14 protein-coding genes are annotated in these 16,049 nt (G+C 64.3%); 6 read left to right on the forward strand and 8 right to left on the reverse strand.

Annotated elements, in window-relative coordinates:
* Nucleotides 1-22 precede the first annotated feature (22 nt).
* The 6 genes from QTL98_RS18440 to QTL98_RS18465 all read left to right on the forward strand — a co-directional run bounded on the left by QTL98_RS18440 (nt 23) and on the right by QTL98_RS18465 (nt 6,664).
* On the forward strand, nt 23-487 hold the full coding sequence (locus QTL98_RS18440; protein ID WP_445679927.1) for an RrF2 family transcriptional regulator: 465 nt from the start codon (nt 23-25) through the stop codon (nt 485-487).
* A gap of 377 nt (nt 488-864) precedes the next feature.
* A complete protein-coding gene (locus QTL98_RS18445; protein ID WP_445679928.1) occupies nt 865-1,959 on the forward strand; it encodes a sulfate ABC transporter substrate-binding protein in 1,095 nt (364 codons plus the stop codon).
* Nucleotides 1,960-1,969: 10 nt separating this feature from the next.
* Complete coding sequence (gene cysT, locus QTL98_RS18450; protein WP_445679929.1) at nt 1,970-2,833, forward strand: sulfate ABC transporter permease subunit CysT; 864 nt, start codon at nt 1,970-1,972, stop codon at nt 2,831-2,833.
* Between the two features lie 8 nt (nt 2,834-2,841).
* Nucleotides 2,842-3,756 carry a sulfate ABC transporter permease subunit CysW gene (cysW, locus tag QTL98_RS18455; protein WP_445679930.1) on the forward strand — a complete coding sequence of 305 codons (915 nt, stop codon included), beginning with the start codon at nt 2,842-2,844 and terminating at the stop codon, nt 3,754-3,756.
* A gap of 45 nt (nt 3,757-3,801) precedes the next feature.
* Nucleotides 3,802-4,848, forward strand: a complete 1,047-nt coding sequence (locus QTL98_RS18460; RefSeq protein WP_445679931.1) for a sulfate/molybdate ABC transporter ATP-binding protein — start codon at nt 3,802-3,804, stop codon at nt 4,846-4,848.
* Nucleotides 4,849-4,897: 49 nt separating this feature from the next.
* Nucleotides 4,898-6,664: an SLC13 family permease gene (locus QTL98_RS18465; protein ID WP_445679932.1), complete on the forward strand. Its 1,767-nt coding sequence runs from the start codon at nt 4,898-4,900 to the stop codon at nt 6,662-6,664.
* Nucleotides 6,665-6,675: 11 nt separating this feature from the next.
* Here QTL98_RS18465 and glpK read toward each other — a convergent pair whose 3' ends face one another.
* The 8 genes from glpK to glpD all read right to left on the reverse strand — a co-directional run bounded on the left by glpK (nt 6,676) and on the right by glpD (nt 15,957).
* Complete coding sequence (glpK, locus tag QTL98_RS18470; RefSeq protein WP_445679933.1) at nt 6,676-8,166, reverse strand: glycerol kinase GlpK; 1,491 nt, start codon at nt 8,164-8,166, stop codon at nt 6,676-6,678.
* Between the two features lie 136 nt (nt 8,167-8,302).
* Nucleotides 8,303-10,024 (reverse strand): ABC transporter substrate-binding protein, encoded by a 1,722-nt coding sequence (locus QTL98_RS18475; protein WP_445679934.1) that lies wholly within the window; start codon nt 10,022-10,024, stop codon nt 8,303-8,305.
* Nucleotides 10,025-10,107: 83 nt separating this feature from the next.
* On the reverse strand, nt 10,108-10,389 hold the full coding sequence (locus QTL98_RS18480; protein WP_445679935.1) for a DUF2160 domain-containing protein: 282 nt from the start codon (nt 10,387-10,389) through the stop codon (nt 10,108-10,110).
* Between the two features lie 15 nt (nt 10,390-10,404).
* Entirely contained in the window at nt 10,405-11,286 is an 882-nt protein-coding gene (locus QTL98_RS18485; protein WP_445679936.1) for a carbohydrate ABC transporter permease, read from the reverse strand.
* 35 nt (nt 11,287-11,321) lie between these two features.
* Complete coding sequence (locus tag QTL98_RS18490) at nt 11,322-12,191, reverse strand: carbohydrate ABC transporter permease (RefSeq protein ID WP_445679937.1); 870 nt, start codon at nt 12,189-12,191, stop codon at nt 11,322-11,324.
* A 5-nt stretch (nt 12,192-12,196) separates the two neighbouring features.
* The gene (locus QTL98_RS18495) at nt 12,197-13,270 is read right to left on the reverse strand and encodes an ABC transporter ATP-binding protein (RefSeq protein ID WP_445679938.1); all 1,074 of its coding nucleotides are present in this window, start codon (nt 13,268-13,270) and stop codon (nt 12,197-12,199) included.
* Between the two features lie 14 nt (nt 13,271-13,284).
* Nucleotides 13,285-14,367: an ABC transporter ATP-binding protein gene (locus tag QTL98_RS18500; protein WP_445679939.1), complete on the reverse strand. Its 1,083-nt coding sequence runs from the start codon at nt 14,365-14,367 to the stop codon at nt 13,285-13,287.
* A 69-nt stretch (nt 14,368-14,436) separates the two neighbouring features.
* Nucleotides 14,437-15,957 carry a glycerol-3-phosphate dehydrogenase gene (gene glpD, locus QTL98_RS18505; protein ID WP_445679940.1) on the reverse strand — a complete coding sequence of 507 codons (1,521 nt, stop codon included), beginning with the start codon at nt 15,955-15,957 and terminating at the stop codon, nt 14,437-14,439.
* Between the last annotated feature and the right edge of the window lie 92 nt (nt 15,958-16,049).

The following is a 16,049-nucleotide window of genomic DNA, read 5'->3' on the forward strand; positions in this document are numbered from 1 at the left end:
AGGGCCGCAGGGCGAACCCCCCGTGATCACGCAAAAAGCCAGATATGCCTTCCGCGCCCTCTTCGCCCTCGCCGAAGCCGGGGCGGACGAGACGCTGTTCATCTCCGACATCGCGGAATCGCGGCGGATCCCGCGCAAGTTCCTCGAGCAGATCCTGCTCGATCTCAAGCATCACGGCGTGGTTGCCAGCCGGCGCGGCAAAAATGGCGGGTATGCGCTGCTGCTGGCGCCGGCCGAGATTACCTTCGGCCGGGTCTTGCGCATTTTCGACGGCCCCCTCGCCCCGCTGCCCTGCCTCAGCCGCATGGCCTATCGCCGCTGCGAGGATTGCGACGATGAAGAAAGCTGCTCCATGCGGCGGGTTTTTTCCGTCGCCTACCAGCGCAGTGTCGATGTTCTGGACAGCACCACCCTTGCCGATGCCATGGCATCGGGAAGTCTGCCGTTTGACAATGATGACGGCGAACCGACCCAACTCACCGCCTAACCGGCTGATTTTGCATTAAAATTAAATTCTCTCATTTCACGTGTTTCTTTTGTCTTTTAACTCCATTGACTCTACCTTTTTAGTAGTGTTAGCGTTTTTCTCGTCCAAGATGAGGAGGACTGAAAGCATGACTGACCGCTTCAGGCTCTTTTGCCCGCCCCGCACCGTAACGGCGGCCTGCATCGCTCCCTGCGGCACCTGCCGCTGCTGCTGAGGCAGCCCGCCCCGGCCTCCGTCCCGGAGGGCCGGGGCCCCTTTTCCGATCCCGACTGAACCGGCCAATCCTGAAGCCGGCAGTGTGCCCAGATTTCACATGCACATTTGCGTGTTGATTGATTTTGAACGGCTAAAATCCGTTAAATAGGTGGAGCCTGAAGATGCACAGTTACCCCTATTCCCGTGCCGCGACGCCGGCCGCTCTGGCCGAGGATGGCCGGCAGCGCCGCGCTTCCCTGCTGCGCCTTGCCTTTGTCGCGCTGGTCGCCGCCGCGACGATTGCCGCAACCGGCCTTGCCGCCCGCAGCGCCCGCGCCGATCAGACGCTGCTCAACGTTTCCTACGATCCGACGCGCGAGCTCTACCAGGCCTATAACGAGCTGTTCGCCAGACACTGGAAAGAAGTGAAGGGCGAAGATGTGACCCTCCAGGCTTCCCATGGCGGCTCCGGCGCCCAGGCGCGCTCCGTCATCGACGGGCTGGAGGCGGATGTGGTGACGCTGGCGCTGGCCGCCGACATCACCGCGATTGCCGACAAGACCGGCAAGCTGCCGGCGGACTGGCAGGCCCGCCTGCCCCACAACAGCTCGCCCTACACCTCCACCATCGTGTTCCTCGTGCGCAAGGGTAACCCCAAGGGCGTCAAGGACTGGGGCGATCTGGTAAAGCCGGGCGTCGAGGTCATCACCCCGAACCCGAAGACCTCCGGCGGTGCCCGCTGGAACTATCTGGCTGCCTGGGCCTGGGCGGAGGACCAGTACAAAGGCGATGACGCAAAGGTCCGCGACTATATCAAGACGCTGCTGACCCATGTTCCGGTGCTGGATAGCGGCGCGCGCGGCGCCACCACCACCTTCGTCCAGCGCGGCCTCGGCGATGTGCTGCTGGCGTGGGAGAACGAAGCTTTCCTGGCCATCAACGAGCTTGGTCCCGACCAGTTCGAGATCGTGGTGCCCTCGATCAGCATCCTTGCCGAACCGCCGGTCGCCGTGGTGGACGCCAACGCCAAGGCGCATGGCACCGAGGAACTGGCCAAGACCTATCTCGACTATCTCTATTCGCCCGAAGCCCAGAAGCTGATCGCAAAGAACTACTACCGCCCCGTAGACCCCGCCGCTGCCGATCCGGAAGACCTGAAGCGCTTCCCGGCACTGAAGCTGGTGACCATCGACAAGGATTTTGGCGGCTGGGTGAAGGCGCAGAAGGAGCATTTCGCCGACGGAGGCAGCTTTGACCAGCTCTACCAGCCGAAATGAGCCGGTCTTGATGACAGATACGACATTTGAAGCCGCACAAAAGCGGGGGCGCCACCGGCGTCCCCGTAATGTGCTTCCCGGGTTCGGCCCGGCACTGGGTTTTACCACCGCCTATCTCAGCCTCATCGTGCTCATCCCGCTGGCCGTGCTGTTCGGCTGGAGCCTGTCGGGCGGGGTTGCCGCGTTCATCGAGCTTGCCACGCGCGAGCGCACACTGGCGGCACTGCGCCTCAGCTTTGGCGGTGCGGCGATTGCGGCCGGCATCAACATGGTCTTCGGTCTGCTGGTGGCCTGGGTGCTGAGCCGATACAGCTTTCCCGGCCGCAAGCTCATCGACGCGATGGTGGATCTGCCCTTTGCCTTGCCCACCGCCGTCGCCGGTATCTCACTGGCAACGCTCTACGGCCCCAAGGGCTGGATCGGCGGTTTTCTGGCGGATTACGGGATCAAGGTCGCTTTCACCCCGCTCGGGGTCATCGTTGCGCTTACCTTCGTCGGCCTGCCCTTCGTCGTGCGCACCGTGCAGCCGGTGCTGGAGGATCTCGACCGGCAATATGAGGAAGCCGCCGCCACGCTCGGCGCCGGCCGGTTGCAGACAGTGCGGCATGTGCTGCTGCCCGCGCTTTTCCCCAGCCTGCTCACCGGCTTTGCCATGGCCCTTGCCCGTGGCATCGGCGAATACGGCTCGGTGATCTTCATCGCCGGCAACCTGCCGATGCGCTCCGAGATCGCGCCGCTGCTCATCGTCATCAAGCTCGAGGAGTTCGACTATCGCGGCGCCACCGTGGTGGCGGCAACGATGCTCATCCTCTCCTTCCTCATGCTGCTGGCAGTCAATCTGCTGCAGGCATGGACCCGCCGGCACAGCGCCTGAGGCTCCCCATGATCGATACCCTCGCCCACGCTTCCCTTCCGCCGCCGCCAAAACCCCACGAGCTTGCCACCGCTCGCGCTGTCACCCGCGCCGCCACCGGCGAGGCCCCGGCCATCCGGCTGCTGCTCATCGCTGCCGCCATTCTTTTCCTCACCCTCTTTCTCTTTGCCCCGCTGGCGCTCGTCTTCACCGAAGCGCTGCGGCAAGGCGTAGTGAAGTTCATCGGCGCCCTGACGCAGAAGGAGGCGCTGGCCGCCATCCGGCTGACGCTGATTACCGCCGGCATCTCGGTGCCGCTGAACCTTGCCTTCGGCCTTGCCGCGGCCTGGGCCATCGCGCGGTTCCGCTTCCCCGGTAAAAGCCTGCTGCTCACCCTCATCGACCTGCCCTTTTCCGTCTCACCGGTCATTTCCGGGCTCGTCTTCGTGCTTATCTTTGGCGCGCAGTCGCTGATCGGGCCCTGGCTTTCCGCCCATGGCATCAAGATCGTATTTGCCCTGCCGGGCATCGTGCTGGCGACGATCTTCGTGACCCTGCCCTTCGTGGCGCGCGAGCTTATTCCGCTGATGCAGGAACAGGGCGCCGACCAGGAAGAGGCCGCCCTCTCCCTCGGGGCCAGCGGCTGGCAGACCTTCTGGCATGTCACCCTGCCCAATGTGCGCTGGGGGGTGCTTTACGGCGTGCTGCTCTGCAATGCCAGGGCGATGGGCGAATTCGGTGCCGTGTCGGTGATTTCCGGCCATGTGCGGGGGCTGACCAACACCATCCCGCTGCATGTGGAAGTGCTCTACAACGAGTACGCCTTCTCCGCCGCCTTCGCGATGGCCTCGCTGCTGGCGCTGCTCGCGCTCGTCACCCTCGCGCTCAAGACCTTTCTGGAATGGCGCTTTGCCGGTGAGCTCGCCAATGGCCTGCGCCATTAGGCCTGCTCCCTGACGCCTTTTTCCCTCTCTCAAGGACGGTTTTCCATGGAAATCAGCATCAAGGGCGTGCGCAAGGAATTTGGCTCTGTGGCGGCCCTGCGCGGCGTCGATCTCGACATCGCCTCGGGCGAACTGGTTGCGCTGCTCGGCCCGTCCGGCTCCGGCAAGACGACGCTGCTGCGCCTCATCGCCGGACTGGAATATCCCGAAGGCGGACAGATCCTGTTCGGCGGAGAGGATGCCTCCCTGCTGCCAGTCAAGAACCGCAATGTCGGCTTCGTCTTCCAGCATTATGCGCTCTTTCGCCATATGACGGTCGCCGACAACATCTCCTTCGGGCTTCGGGTGCGCTCCGCCCGCCGCCGGCCGGCGCGCGAGGCCATTGACGCACGGGTGCGTGAACTCCTGTCGCTGGTTCAGCTGCCGGATATCGGCGAGCGCTACCCTCACCAGCTCTCCGGCGGGCAGCGCCAGCGTGTTGCCCTTGCCCGCGCCATGGCCATCGACCCCGCCGTGCTGCTGCTGGACGAACCCTTCGGTGCGCTCGATGCCCAGGTGCGCAAGGATCTGCGGCGCTGGCTGCGGGAGCTGCATGCCGAAACCCGCCACACCACCGTCTTCGTGACCCATGACCAGGAAGAAGCGCTGGAGCTTGCCGACCGGGTGGTGGTGATGAACCACGGCGTCATCGAGCAGTCCGGCCGGCCGGAGGAACTTTACCGGCATCCCTCCTCCGCCTTCGTCTTCGGTTTCCTCGGCAGCGCCAACATCTTCCCGGCACGGGTCAGCGCCGGGGCGGTGCATCTGGAGGGCATGGAGCGCCCCTTCGCCCCCGCCCCCGCCGGCCAGCCGGACGGGCGCTATCGCCTCTTCGTGCGCCCGCACGACCTGCGCCCCACTGACCAGCCGGGGCTCGGTTTTGTCGGCGTAGTGCAGGAGGCGCGGTTTCTGGAAGGCATCCACCGTATCGCGATTGCCATCACCGGTCGCCGCGACCCGGTGGAACTGCACCTGCCGGCACATGAAACGCCGCCGGCCGCCGGTTCCCGCATCCATCTGGCGAGCGAGCGTTTCGGGCTGTTCGCGGCGTGAAACCGGCCTTAGATAAGGAGCTCATCGGGCTCTACGGGGCGGTTTCGGCATGACGGTCCAGCAGGGCCTTTTGCTTCTCATCCTTGCCGGCACCCTCGCTGCCTTCATCAGCGAGCGCTGGCGGTATGACGTCATCGCCCTTTCCAGCCTGATGCTGTGCGTGGTGACGGGCCTTATCGCCCCCGGCGTGGCGTTCGACGGGCTGTCGAGCCCGGCCGTGCTCACCGTCATCGGTGTGCTGCTGATGGCACAGGCGGTGACCGTCAGCGGTTATATCGACCGGGCGGCCCGCCAGCTCTCCCGGCACCTGAAACGCGACAGCTCGGTTCTCGCCGCCCTCTGCCTGACGGGCGCCGCCCTTTCCGCCGTCATGAACAATGTCGGCGCGCTGGCGATCATGATGCCGATCGCGCTCGGCATCTGCCGGCGGCGGCGCATGGCGCCCGGCCTGGTGCTGATGCCGCTTTCCTTTGCCACGCTGCTCGGCGGCATGGTGACGGCCATCGGCACCCCGCCCAACCTCATCATCTCGCAGCTGCGCGAGCGCTGGATGGGGGCGCCGTTCGGCTTTTTTGACTTTACCCGCCTTGGCCTGCCCATCGCCCTTGCCGGTATCGCCTGGCTTGTACTCGTCGGCTACCGCGTTATCCCGGCCGGAAACCGCAAGCGCAGGGGCGACGACGGCGAGGAGGCGGAAGCCGCCATCGAGGAGGCGCCCGGCGATTTTCTCATCGAACTGGTGGTGGAGCCGGACGGCCTTTTGGAAGGCATGAGCCTTGCCGCCGCCGAGGCCGATCTCGGCATCCGCCTGCACACGGTGGTGCGCGGCAGCGTGCGCCTGTTCGGCCGGCGGCAGAACCTGCAGCTCGCCGCCAACGACATTATCGTGGTGGAGGCAAGCCTGCCGGTCATCGAAGGGCTGGTGGCCCGCGACGGGGTAAGCGTACGCGGCGCCATGCCGGCCGATGGCAGGCTGGTTGCCGCCGTCATTACCCCGTCCAGCATCGCCGTCGGCTCCAACCTGCATTCGCTTGATCTGGAAGCGCGCTGGGGGGTAGAGGTGGTGGCCGCCGCCCGGGCGGAACGGCGGGTGGAAGGGCGTCTTGCCGACGCAGCCTTCGGCATTGGCGACGTGCTGCTGTTTTCTGGCCCCAGCGATGCCATCGCCACGGCGCTGTCGGATCTTTCCTGCCTGCCGGTGGCCGGGCGCGAGCTGCCGATGCGCGGGCGCCGCTCGCCGCTGCCGCTCTTCGTCTTTGCTGCCGCCATCCTCATCTCGGCCTTCGGCTGGCTGCCGGCACAGGTGAGTTTCATTGGCGCGGCGCTGCTGCTCGGCATCAGCGGCACCATCTCCCGCCGGGATGTGCTCTCCAACATCAACTGGAGCATCGTCATCATGCTGGCGGCGCTGATCCCGGTGGGTCAGGCGCTGGAGAGCACGGGTACGGCCCGGCTGCTGGCCCATGGCCTCGCTTCTCTCGCTGCACCCGGCGGGCCGCTTCTGCTACTGGCGCTTACCCTGCTGATCACGCTGGTGCTGACGCCGCTGCTCAACAACGCCGCCACCGTGCTGCTCGTCGCCCCCATCGTGGCGGAAGCGGCAACGGGCGCGGGTTACTCGCCGGATACCTTCCTGATGGCGGTGGCAATTTCCGCCTCGACGGACTTCCTCACCCCCATCGGCCACCACAACAATGCGCTCATCATGGGGCCAGGGGGTTATCGCTTCGGTGATTACTGGCGCCCGGGGCTGCCGCTGACGCTGATCGTCTGCGCGCTTGTGTTGTGGCTCGCCCCGCTGTTCTGGCCGTTCTGATCAGTTGCCAATCAAGTGCTGGTCAGGGTGCGCCGCACGGCATCGCGCCAGCCGGCAAGCGCCTTCTGGCGGGTGGCGGCATCCATCTTCGGCTCAAACCGGCTCTCGCGGCGCCAGCTGGCGGCAAAGCCCTCCGCATCCGGCCACACACCGGAATGGTGGCCGGCAAGCCATGCAGCGCCCAATGCAGTCGTCTCCAGTACATGCGGCCGGTCGACCGGAGCATCGAGAATGTCGGCAAGGCGCTGCATGGTCCAGTCGCTGGCGACCATGCCGCCATCCACGCGCAGGATGGTGTCGCTGGCAGGCGCCCAGTCGCCATGCATAGCGTCCAGCAGATCGGCTGTCTGGTAACAGACCGCCTCCAGCGCCGCGCGGGCAAACTCGGCCGGGCCGGTATTGCGCGTCAGCCCATAGATGGCGCCGCGCGCATCGGCATCCCAGTGCGGCGCGCCGAGACCAGTAAAGGCCGGCACCAGATAGATGTTCTGCTGCGGATCGGCCTTTTCGGCCAGCAGGCCGCTGTCGCTTGCCTTGGCAATGATGCCGAGGCCATCGCGCAGCCACTGCACGGCAGCACCGGCGATGAAGATCGAGCCTTCCAGCGCATAGGTTACCTTGCCATCCAGCTGATAGGCGATGGTGGTGAGCAGCCGGTTCTTCGAGCGCACTGGCTCGCTGCCGGTGTTGAGAATGGCAAAGCAGCCGGTGCCGTAAGTGGATTTGAGCATGCCCGGGCTGAAACAGGCCTGGCCGACGGTGGCCGCCTGCTGGTCGCCGGCAACGCCGCCGATGGTGATCGGTGCGCCGAGGATATCGGCACTGATCGTACCGAAATCGGCCGAACTGTCGCGCACCTCGGGCAGCAGGCTTGCCGGTACGCCGAGCAGCTTCATCAGCTCCTCGTCCCAGCAACCGCGGCGGATATCGTAAAGCAGCGTGCGTGAGGCGTTGGTGGCATCGGTGGCGTGCACCTTGCCGCCGGTAAGGCGCCAGACAAGCCAGCTATCCACCGTGCCAAAGGCCAGCTCTCCGCGCTCGGCGCGGGCCCGCGCGCCTTCCACATTGTCGAGGATCCAGCTGATCTTGGTGCCGGAGAAATAGGGATCGAGCAGCAGGCCAGTGCGCTCGCTCACCATCGCCTCCGCCCCGTCGGCGCGCAGTTTTTCGCAGAAGCGTGCGGTGCGGCGGTCCTGCCAGACGATGGCGGGGCAGATTGCCTTGCCGGTCGCACGGTCCCAGATCACCACAGTTTCGCGCTGGTTGGTAATGCCGGCCGCGGCGATATCGCCGGCCTTGAGGCCCGCTTTCTCCAGTGCGCCGCGCATCGTCTCGATGACGGTGCGGATCAAATCTTCCGCATCATGTTCCACCCAGCCCGATTGCGGATAGTGCTGGGCAAATTCCTGCTGGGCGGAGCCCGCGATCCGGTACTGGCCGTCAAAAATAATGGCGCGGCTCGACGTCGTGCCCTGATCGATGGCGAGAATGTAACCGGACATGCTGTCTCCACACCCCTGGTCTCTTGCCGCCCCTTACCGGGGCGTCCGTTACAGCAAATACCAGATTTTCAGAAAGGTAAGGGAACCGGGTTGCCCCGGTTCCCTCCCCCCGAAAAGCCGTTCAGAAGCCTGCTGCTTACTTCTTCTCGGCAGTTTCCCAGCTCTTGACCAGTTCGTCATAGTCGACGGTGATCGGCGTGGGCTTCTCATTCGCCAGCTTGGGCTTCGGCGAGCCCGGCTGGTCGAGCCAGTACTGACGGTCCTTGACCGGGTTCAGCTTCGGACCGCATTCGCCCTGCACGCCGGAACGCTCGATGCGGCTCATGACCTGGTCCTGCGCCTGGGCGAGGGCGGTCATGGCTTCCTGGGCGGACTTGGCGCCAGACGAGGCGTCACCGATGTTCTGCCACCACAGCTGCGCCAGCTTCGGATAGTCCGGCACGTTGGTGCCGGTCGGGGTCCACTGGACACGGGCCGGGGAACGGTAGAACTCAACGAGGCCGCCCAGCTGCGGCGCCCGCTCGGTGAAGGACTTGTCGTGGATGTCGCTGTCACGAATGATCGTGAGACCGACATGGCTCTTCTTCAGCGACACAGTCTTGGAGACGGTGAACTGGGCATAGAGCCAGGCCGCCTTGGCGCGGTCGACCGGGGTGGACTTCATGAGCGTCCACGAACCGGCATCCTGGTAACCCAGCTTCTGGCCTTCTTCCCAATAGGCGCCATGCGGGCTGGGAGCCATGCGCCACTTCGGCGTGCCATCGCCGTTCATCACCGGCAGGCCGGGCTTGACCATGTCGGCGGTGAAGGCGGTGTACCAGAAGATCTGCTGGGCGACGTTACCCTGGGCCGGCACCGGGCCGGATTCGGAGAAGGTCATGCCCTGCGCCTCTGGCGGCGCATACTTCTTCAGCCAGTCGAGATACTTCTCGATGGAGTAGACGGCAGCCGGGCCATCGGTGGCACCGCCACGCTCGACGGAAGAGCCAACCGGACGGCAGCCATCGACGCGGATGCCCCATTCGTCAACCGGCAGGCCGTTCGGGATACCCTTGTCGCCAGCGCCGGCCATCGAGAGCCAGGCGTCGGTGAAGCGCCAGCCCAGCGACGGGTCTTTCTTGCCATAATCCATATGGCCGTAGACCTTGACGCCGTTGATTTCCTTGATGTCGTTGGTGAAGAAATCGGCGATGTCCTCGTAGGCCGACCAGTTGACCGGCACGCCGAGGTCATAACCATACTTGGCCTTGAACTTGGCCTTGATGTCCGGGTTCGTGAACCAGTCGTAACGGAACCAGTAGAGGTTCGCGAACTGCTGGTCCGGCAGCTGGTAGAGCTTGCCGTCCGGAGCGGTGGTGAAAGACTTGCCGATGAAGTCGTCCACATCCAGCATCGGGTCGGTAACGTCCTTGCCCTCGCCGGCCATCCAGTCGGTGAGGTTGCGCACCTGCTTGTAGCGGAAGTGCGTACCGATCAGGTCGCTGTCGTTGATGTAGGCGTCATAGAGATTGTTGCCGGTCTGCATCTGGGTCTGCAGCTTTTCGACAACGTCGCCTTCACCGATGATGTCGTGCACCACCTTGATGCCGGTGATTTCCTCGAAGGCCTTGGCGAGGGTCTTCGATTCATATTCATGCGTCGTGATGGTCTCGGAGACGACCTTGATCTCCATGCCCTTGTAGGGCTGGGCCGCCTTGATGAACCAGTCCATTTCCTTCATCTGATCCTCTTTGGAGAGGGTCGAAGGCTGGAACTCACTGTCGATCCACTTCTTGGCGGCATCCATGTCGGCGTGGGCATGACCCGCCGCCATCAGGATGACAGCCGCGGCTGCCGATGTTAGCAAAGACCGCTTCATAACGTTGACCTCCCAAGGTTTGTTGTTGTGCTGCACGCGGGGTGGCCATGGGCTAGACGGCCACCCCGCACCTCTTTAAAGCCTCATACCCAGCGGAAAACGCACGCGGCGTAGACCAGGCACAAGACAAGAGCCCACCAGAGGTTCGGGCCGACGAGCCCGAGCCACGCAAGACAGATGAAGGCGCTGCCGAGCAGCGAGAGAAAGAGACGGTCGCCGCGCGTCGTCTCGAAGCGCAGCAGCCCGACCCGGGGGCTGCCGCCGGGCGCGAAGTACTCCCACACCCCCATACCCAGCAGCAGCAGGAAGACGACGCCGAAGAAGGCGGCGGTCGGCCCCGTCCAGGCCATCCAGGAAAAGTCCATGACGCGTCGTCCTCCTTACACGCGGCCCAGGGCAAAGCCCTTGGCGATGTAGTTGCGCACGAAATAGATGACGAGCGCGCCCGGGATGATGGTGAGCACACCGGCAGCCGCCAGCACGCCCCAGTCGAGGCCGGAAGCGGAGACCGTGCGGGTCATGACCGCCGAAATCGGCTTGGCATCGGTAGTCGTCAGCGTGCGGGCAATCAGCAGTTCCACCCACGAAAACATGAAGCAGAAGAAGGCGGCGACGCCGATGCCGCTCGCGATAAGCGGCATGAAGATCTTCACGAAGAAACGCGGGAAGGAATAACCGTCGATATAGGCGGTCTCGTCGATCTCCTTGGGCACGCCCGACATGAAGCCTTCGAGGATCCACACCGCCAGCGGCACGTTGAACAGGCAATGCGCGATGGCAACGGCAATGTGCGTGTCGATGAGGCCGAAGGAGGAATAGAGCTGGAAGAAAGGCAGCGCGAACACTGCCGGCGGCGCCATGCGGTTGGTCAGCAGCCAGAAGAACAGGTGCTTGTCGCCCAGGAACCGGTAGCGTGAAAAGGCGTAGGCCGCCGGCAGCGCTGCCAGCACAGAGATCACCGTGTTCATCACCACATAGGTGATGGAGTTGATGTAGCCCGAATACCAGGACGGGTCGGTGAAGATGATCTTGTAATTGGCGATCGTCGGGTTGGCCGGGATCAGCGTGAAGACCGAGTTGATCTCCTCGTTGGTCTTGAAGCTCATATTGACGAGCCAATAGATCGGCACCGCCAGGAACAGGATGTAGAGCGTCGGCACCAGCCACGAAAAACGGCTGTCGTTGCGGTGACGCACAGGTTTGCGGGCGGGTTTCGCCAGTCTTTCGGGCAAGGCGCCCGCCGCGGCATTGGAAACGGTCATCTCTTTATCCTCAAGCTCGTATCAGCCATGGCGCCTCAGTCCTTCTCCTGCCCGTAATTCGTCATCACGGTGTAGAAGACCCAGCACATCAGCAGCACGATCAGGAAGTAGACGAGCGACATGGCTGCCGCCGGCCCGAGGTCGAACTGGCCGATCGCCATCTTGACGAGGTCGATCGACATGAAGGTGGTGGTGTTGCCCGGGCCGCCGCCGGTGACCACGAAGGGCTCGGTGTAGATCATGAAGCTGTCCATGAAGCGCAGCAGCACGGCGATCAGCAGCACGCGATGCATCTTGGGCAGCTGGATGTAGCGGAAGACCGACCAGCGCGAGGCGCCATCGATGCGGGCGGCCTGGTAGAAGGCCTCCGGGATCGAGACGAGGCCGGCATAACACAAGAGAACGACAAGACTGGTCCAGTGCCACACATCCATCACCACCACGGTGATCCAGGCGGCAAACGGGTCCTGCACATAGTTGTAGTTGACGCCCATGGCCGCCAGCGTGTGACCGAGCAGGCCGATGTCGACGCGCCCGAACACCTGCCAGATGGTGCCGACCACATTCCATGGAATGAGCAGCGGCAATGCCATGGTGACGAGGCACACCGGTACCGCCCAGCCCTTGCGCGGCATGGCAAGCGCGATGCCGATGCCCAGCGGCACTTCGATGGCGAGGATGACGGCGGAGAAGATGAGATTGCGGACGAGGGCATCGTAGAAGCGCTGCGAATGCAGCAGTTCCTCGAACCATTCGGTACCTGCCCAGAAGAAGACATTGTTACCGAAGGTGTCCTGCACAGAATAATTGACCACGGTCATCAGCGGAATGACGGCGCTGAAAGCCACCAGCAGCAACACCGGCAGCACCATGAACCAGGCCTTGTTGTTCCAGGTCTTTTCCATGGTCCTCAGCCCTCCGCTTCGACGAGGTGGGAGTTGTGGTAGATGTTGAGTTTGCCGGGCTCGAAGAGGGCACGCGGCTCTGCCGGGATCGGCATGCCTTCCGGCACCACGGCGTTGAGGTCATGTCCGCCGAGCGTGCCGCGCACGACGCGGTAGCGCCCGACATCCAGCACGGAGCGCACCTGGATCGGCAGGCCCGAGGCGTCGTCCGTCAGCAGCACGAATTCCGGACGGATGCCGGCCTCGACCTTGCCGGGCAGCGGACGATAACGCCCTTCCAGCGGCAGACGGTGACCGGCGATAACGGCGCCGCCATCTTCCAGCGCGCAAGGCAGCACATTCATGCCCGGGGAGCCGATGAAGTAGCCGACGAAGGTATGGCGCGGCTTTTCGAACAGCTCTTCGGGTGTGCCCACCTGCACCACCTCGCCGCCATACATGACGACGACCTTGTCGGCGAAGGTGAGCGCCTCAGTCTGGTCATGCGTCACATAGACCATGGTGAAGCCGAAGCGGCGGTGCAGCTGCTTGAGCTGGGAGCGCAGCACCCACTTCATATGCGGGTCGATGACCGTCAGCGGTTCGTCGAACAGGATGGCGTTGACGTCCGAGCGCACAAGGCCGCGGCCGAGCGAAATCTTCTGCTTTTCGTCTGCCGTGAGGCCGCGCGCCTTGCGGTCTGCCTTGGCGGTCAGGTCCAGCATCTCCAGCGTCTCGGCGACACGCTTCTTGATGTCAGCCTCCGGCACCCGGCGGTTCCGGAGCGGGAATGCCAGGTTTTCGCGCACCGTCATGGTGTCGTAGATGACCGGGAACTGGAACACCTGCGCGATGTTGCGCGCCTCGGTGGCAAGGCTGGTGACATCGCGCCCGTCAAACAGCACCTGCCCGTGCGAAGGGGTCATCAGGCCGGAGATGATGTTGAGCAGCGTGGTCTTGCCGCAGCCGGAAGGCCCCAGCAGGGCATAGGCGCTGCCATCTTCCCAGGTCTGGTGTACTTCGCGCAGGGCGAAGTCCGCCTCGCTCTTCGGGTCGGGATTATAGGAGTGGGCGATATGGTCGAGATTGATGCGGGCCATTTCTCAGCGCCTCCTCAAGCCGCTGCGCCGCCGGGAGCCACCACAAGGCGGCCACCGGGCTCGAAGACAAACAGCTGCTCGGGGTTCAGGTAGAGCGTGATCTGCTCTCCGGTGTCGTGATTGTGCACGCCGGCCGTCAGCGCCACCCAGCGGGCGCCGGCAAAATCGGCATGGATGAAGCTTTCGGAACCGGTGATTTCCGTCACCGCCACCCGCATCTCCAACGGCACGCCGCCTGCCCTCGGGTTGGCGGCATGCAAATGGTGCGGGCGCACGCCGAGCAGATAGCTGCCATCGGCAATCGTGGCGGCGCCGTGCGGCAGTGGCAGACGGTGCCCGTCGCCCAGCAGCAGGGCCCCACCCTGCTTTTTCGCCTCGATGAGGTTGAGCGGCGGATCGGAGAAGGTCTGGGCGGTCAGAAGGTCGTTCGGCCGGTTGAACACCTCGATGGTGCGACCGAACTGGGTCACCCGGCCCTCATGCAGTGTGGCGGTATTGCCGCCCAGCAGGATGGCCTCCGACGGCTCCGTCGTCGCATAGACGAAGATGGCGCCGGTTTCGGCAAAGAGGCGCGGCAGTTCCTCGCGCAGTTCTTCACGCAGCTTGTAGTCAAGATTGGCCAGCGGCTCGTCGAGCAGCACAAGATCGGCGCCCTTCACGATGGCGCGGGCAAGCGCCGTGCGCTGCTGCTGGCCGCCGGAAAGGTTGAGCGGCGTGCGATCCAGATAGGGGGTGAGCTTCAGAAGCTCGGCCGCCTCGCGCACCCGCTTGTCGATAGTGCCCTTGTCCACGCCGGCCACGCGCATCGGCGAGGCGATGTTTTCGTAGACCGTGAGCGCCGGATAGTTGATGAACTGCTGATAGACCATCGCGACATTGCGCTGGCGCACCGGCACACCCACGACACTGCCGCCATCGAACAGGATTTCCCCGTCCGTCGGCTGGTCAAGGCCTGCCATCAGCCGCATCAGCGTAGTCTTGCCCGACAGGGTCGGCCCCAGCAGGACATTGAGCGAGCCGCGTTCCAGGGTCAGCGACACATCGGCGATGTGCGTCGCAGCCCCTACCCGCTTGCTCACATTCCTCATCTCAAGCATTCGCCCGGTCTTTCCCTCAACTGAACCTTTGTCCAAACCGGACCTGCGCTCACGGCAGGCCCTGTTCGCTCACATGCCCTCTGCGCCGCCCTGCCCCGTCCGGCGATCCGCCATCCAGGCCTCGAGCGCGGCAATCTCCTCGGCGCTCATTACCAGCCCCAGCTTGGTGCGCCGCCAGACCACATCCTCGGCGCTCACCGCCCATTCATGGTCCATCTGCCAGGCAACCTCGCGCTCATAGAGATCGGCGCCGAAATGGCGGCCGAGATCGCTGGCGCGGGTAGTGCCGGCCAGAAGCGTTGCGGCTTCCGTGCCGTAGAGGCGCACAAGGCGGCGAGCCTGCCGCTCCGACAGGAAACTGTGCTGGGATTTGATGCGGGCTGCGAGGCTGTCGAACCCGTTGACCGGGAAATCCCCGCCCGGCAGCGAGGCGCCGTGGGTCCAGGGATTGCCGCGCTTGCCGAGCACATCCTCAACCTTTTCCAGCACGGATTCCGCAAGGCGCCGGTAGGTCGTGATCTTGCCGCCGAAGATGTTGATAAGCGCGCCGTCATCGGCGCTGCCGTCCACCTTCAGCACATAGTCGCGCGTGGCTTCCTGTGCCTTGGAGGCGCCGTCGTCATAGAGCGGGCGCACGCCGGAATAGGTCCACACGATCTGTTCGGACGTCACCTTGCGGGTGAAATACTCGCTGGCGGCGTTGCAGAGATAATCAACCTCCGCCTCGGTGATGTGCACCTTGGCCGGGTCGCCGCGATAATCCTGATCGGTGGTGCCGATGAGGGTGAAATCCTGCTCATACGGGATGGCGAAGATGATGCGCCCGTCGGCATTCTGGAAGATGTAGCAGCGGTTATGGTCGTAGAGCTTGCGCACCACGATGTGGCTGCCCTGGACGAGGCGCACATTGTGGGCGGAGTTGTTGCCGAGCGCGCCGCCGATGATGGTATCGACCCAGGGGCCGGCCGCGTTGACCAGCAGCCGTGCCGTCACGTCGCGCCGTGCGCCGGTCAGCTCGTCCTTTAGGGTGATGCGCCAGTGGCCCTTTTCCCGGACCGCCTTCTCCACCCGGGTGCGGGTGTTGATCTCGACGCCGCGCGCTGCGGCATCACGGGCATTCAGCACCACAAGGCGCGCGTCATTGACCCAGCAGTCGGAATATTCAAAGGCCTTGCGGCTGCCCGGCTTCAGTGGCCGGCCAACCTCGTCGGAGGCGAGATCCAGCGAGCGGGTGGCCGGTAGCAGCTTGCGGCCGCCCAGATGGTCGTAAAGGAAGAGGCCGAGACGCAGCAGCCACGCGGGGCGCAGGCCCTCGTGATGGGGCAGCACGAAGCGCAGCGGCCAGATGATGTGCGGGGCATTGGCCCACAAGACTTCGCGTTCCATCAGCGCCTCGCGCACCAGCCGGAACTCGTAATGTTCCAGATAGCGCAGGCCGCCATGGATCAGCTTGGTGGAACCGGAAGAGGTGCCGCTGGCAAGGTCGCGCATCTCGGCAAGGCAGACGGAAAAACCCCGCCCGACAGCGTCGCGTGCAATGCCGCACCCATTGATGCCGCCACCAATGATGAAAAGATCGAAATCGGCCACCTTGGCCGTCCTCCCCGTGTCTTTTTGACCTGCGTTATTTTCTCGCAGGCTCAGTGACCGGGAGTGTTTGGCGAAATCAATCGCGCGTCAAT

It is taken from the genome of Radicibacter daui (assembly GCA_030657355.1).
Classification (GTDB): domain Bacteria; phylum Pseudomonadota; class Alphaproteobacteria; order Radicibacterales; family Radicibacteraceae; genus Radicibacter; species Radicibacter daui.

Excerpts from the sequence above, each read along its gene's own strand:
- QTL98_RS18445 (WP_445679928.1), top strand. The coding sequence starts at position 865 with ATGCACAGTTACCCCTATTCCCGTGCCGCGACGCCGGCCGCTCTGGCC.
- cysT (WP_445679929.1), top strand. The coding sequence starts at position 1,970 with ATGACAGATACGACATTTGAAGCCGCACAAAAGCGGGGGCGCCACCGG.
- cysW (WP_445679930.1), top strand. The coding sequence starts at position 2,842 with ATGATCGATACCCTCGCCCACGCTTCCCTTCCGCCGCCGCCAAAACCC.
- QTL98_RS18460 (WP_445679931.1), top strand. The coding sequence starts at position 3,802 with ATGGAAATCAGCATCAAGGGCGTGCGCAAGGAATTTGGCTCTGTGGCG.
- QTL98_RS18465 (WP_445679932.1), top strand. The coding sequence starts at position 4,898 with ATGACGGTCCAGCAGGGCCTTTTGCTTCTCATCCTTGCCGGCACCCTC.
- glpK (WP_445679933.1), bottom strand. The coding sequence starts at position 8,166 with ATGTCCGGTTACATTCTCGCCATCGATCAGGGCACGACGTCGAGCCGC.
- QTL98_RS18475 (WP_445679934.1), bottom strand. The coding sequence starts at position 10,024 with ATGAAGCGGTCTTTGCTAACATCGGCAGCCGCGGCTGTCATCCTGATG.
- QTL98_RS18480 (WP_445679935.1), bottom strand. The coding sequence starts at position 10,389 with ATGGACTTTTCCTGGATGGCCTGGACGGGGCCGACCGCCGCCTTCTTC.
- QTL98_RS18485 (WP_445679936.1), bottom strand. The coding sequence starts at position 11,286 with ATGACCGTTTCCAATGCCGCGGCGGGCGCCTTGCCCGAAAGACTGGCG.
- QTL98_RS18490 (WP_445679937.1), bottom strand. The coding sequence starts at position 12,191 with ATGGAAAAGACCTGGAACAACAAGGCCTGGTTCATGGTGCTGCCGGTG.
- QTL98_RS18495 (WP_445679938.1), bottom strand. The coding sequence starts at position 13,270 with ATGGCCCGCATCAATCTCGACCATATCGCCCACTCCTATAATCCCGAC.
- QTL98_RS18500 (WP_445679939.1), bottom strand. The coding sequence starts at position 14,367 with ATGCTTGAGATGAGGAATGTGAGCAAGCGGGTAGGGGCTGCGACGCAC.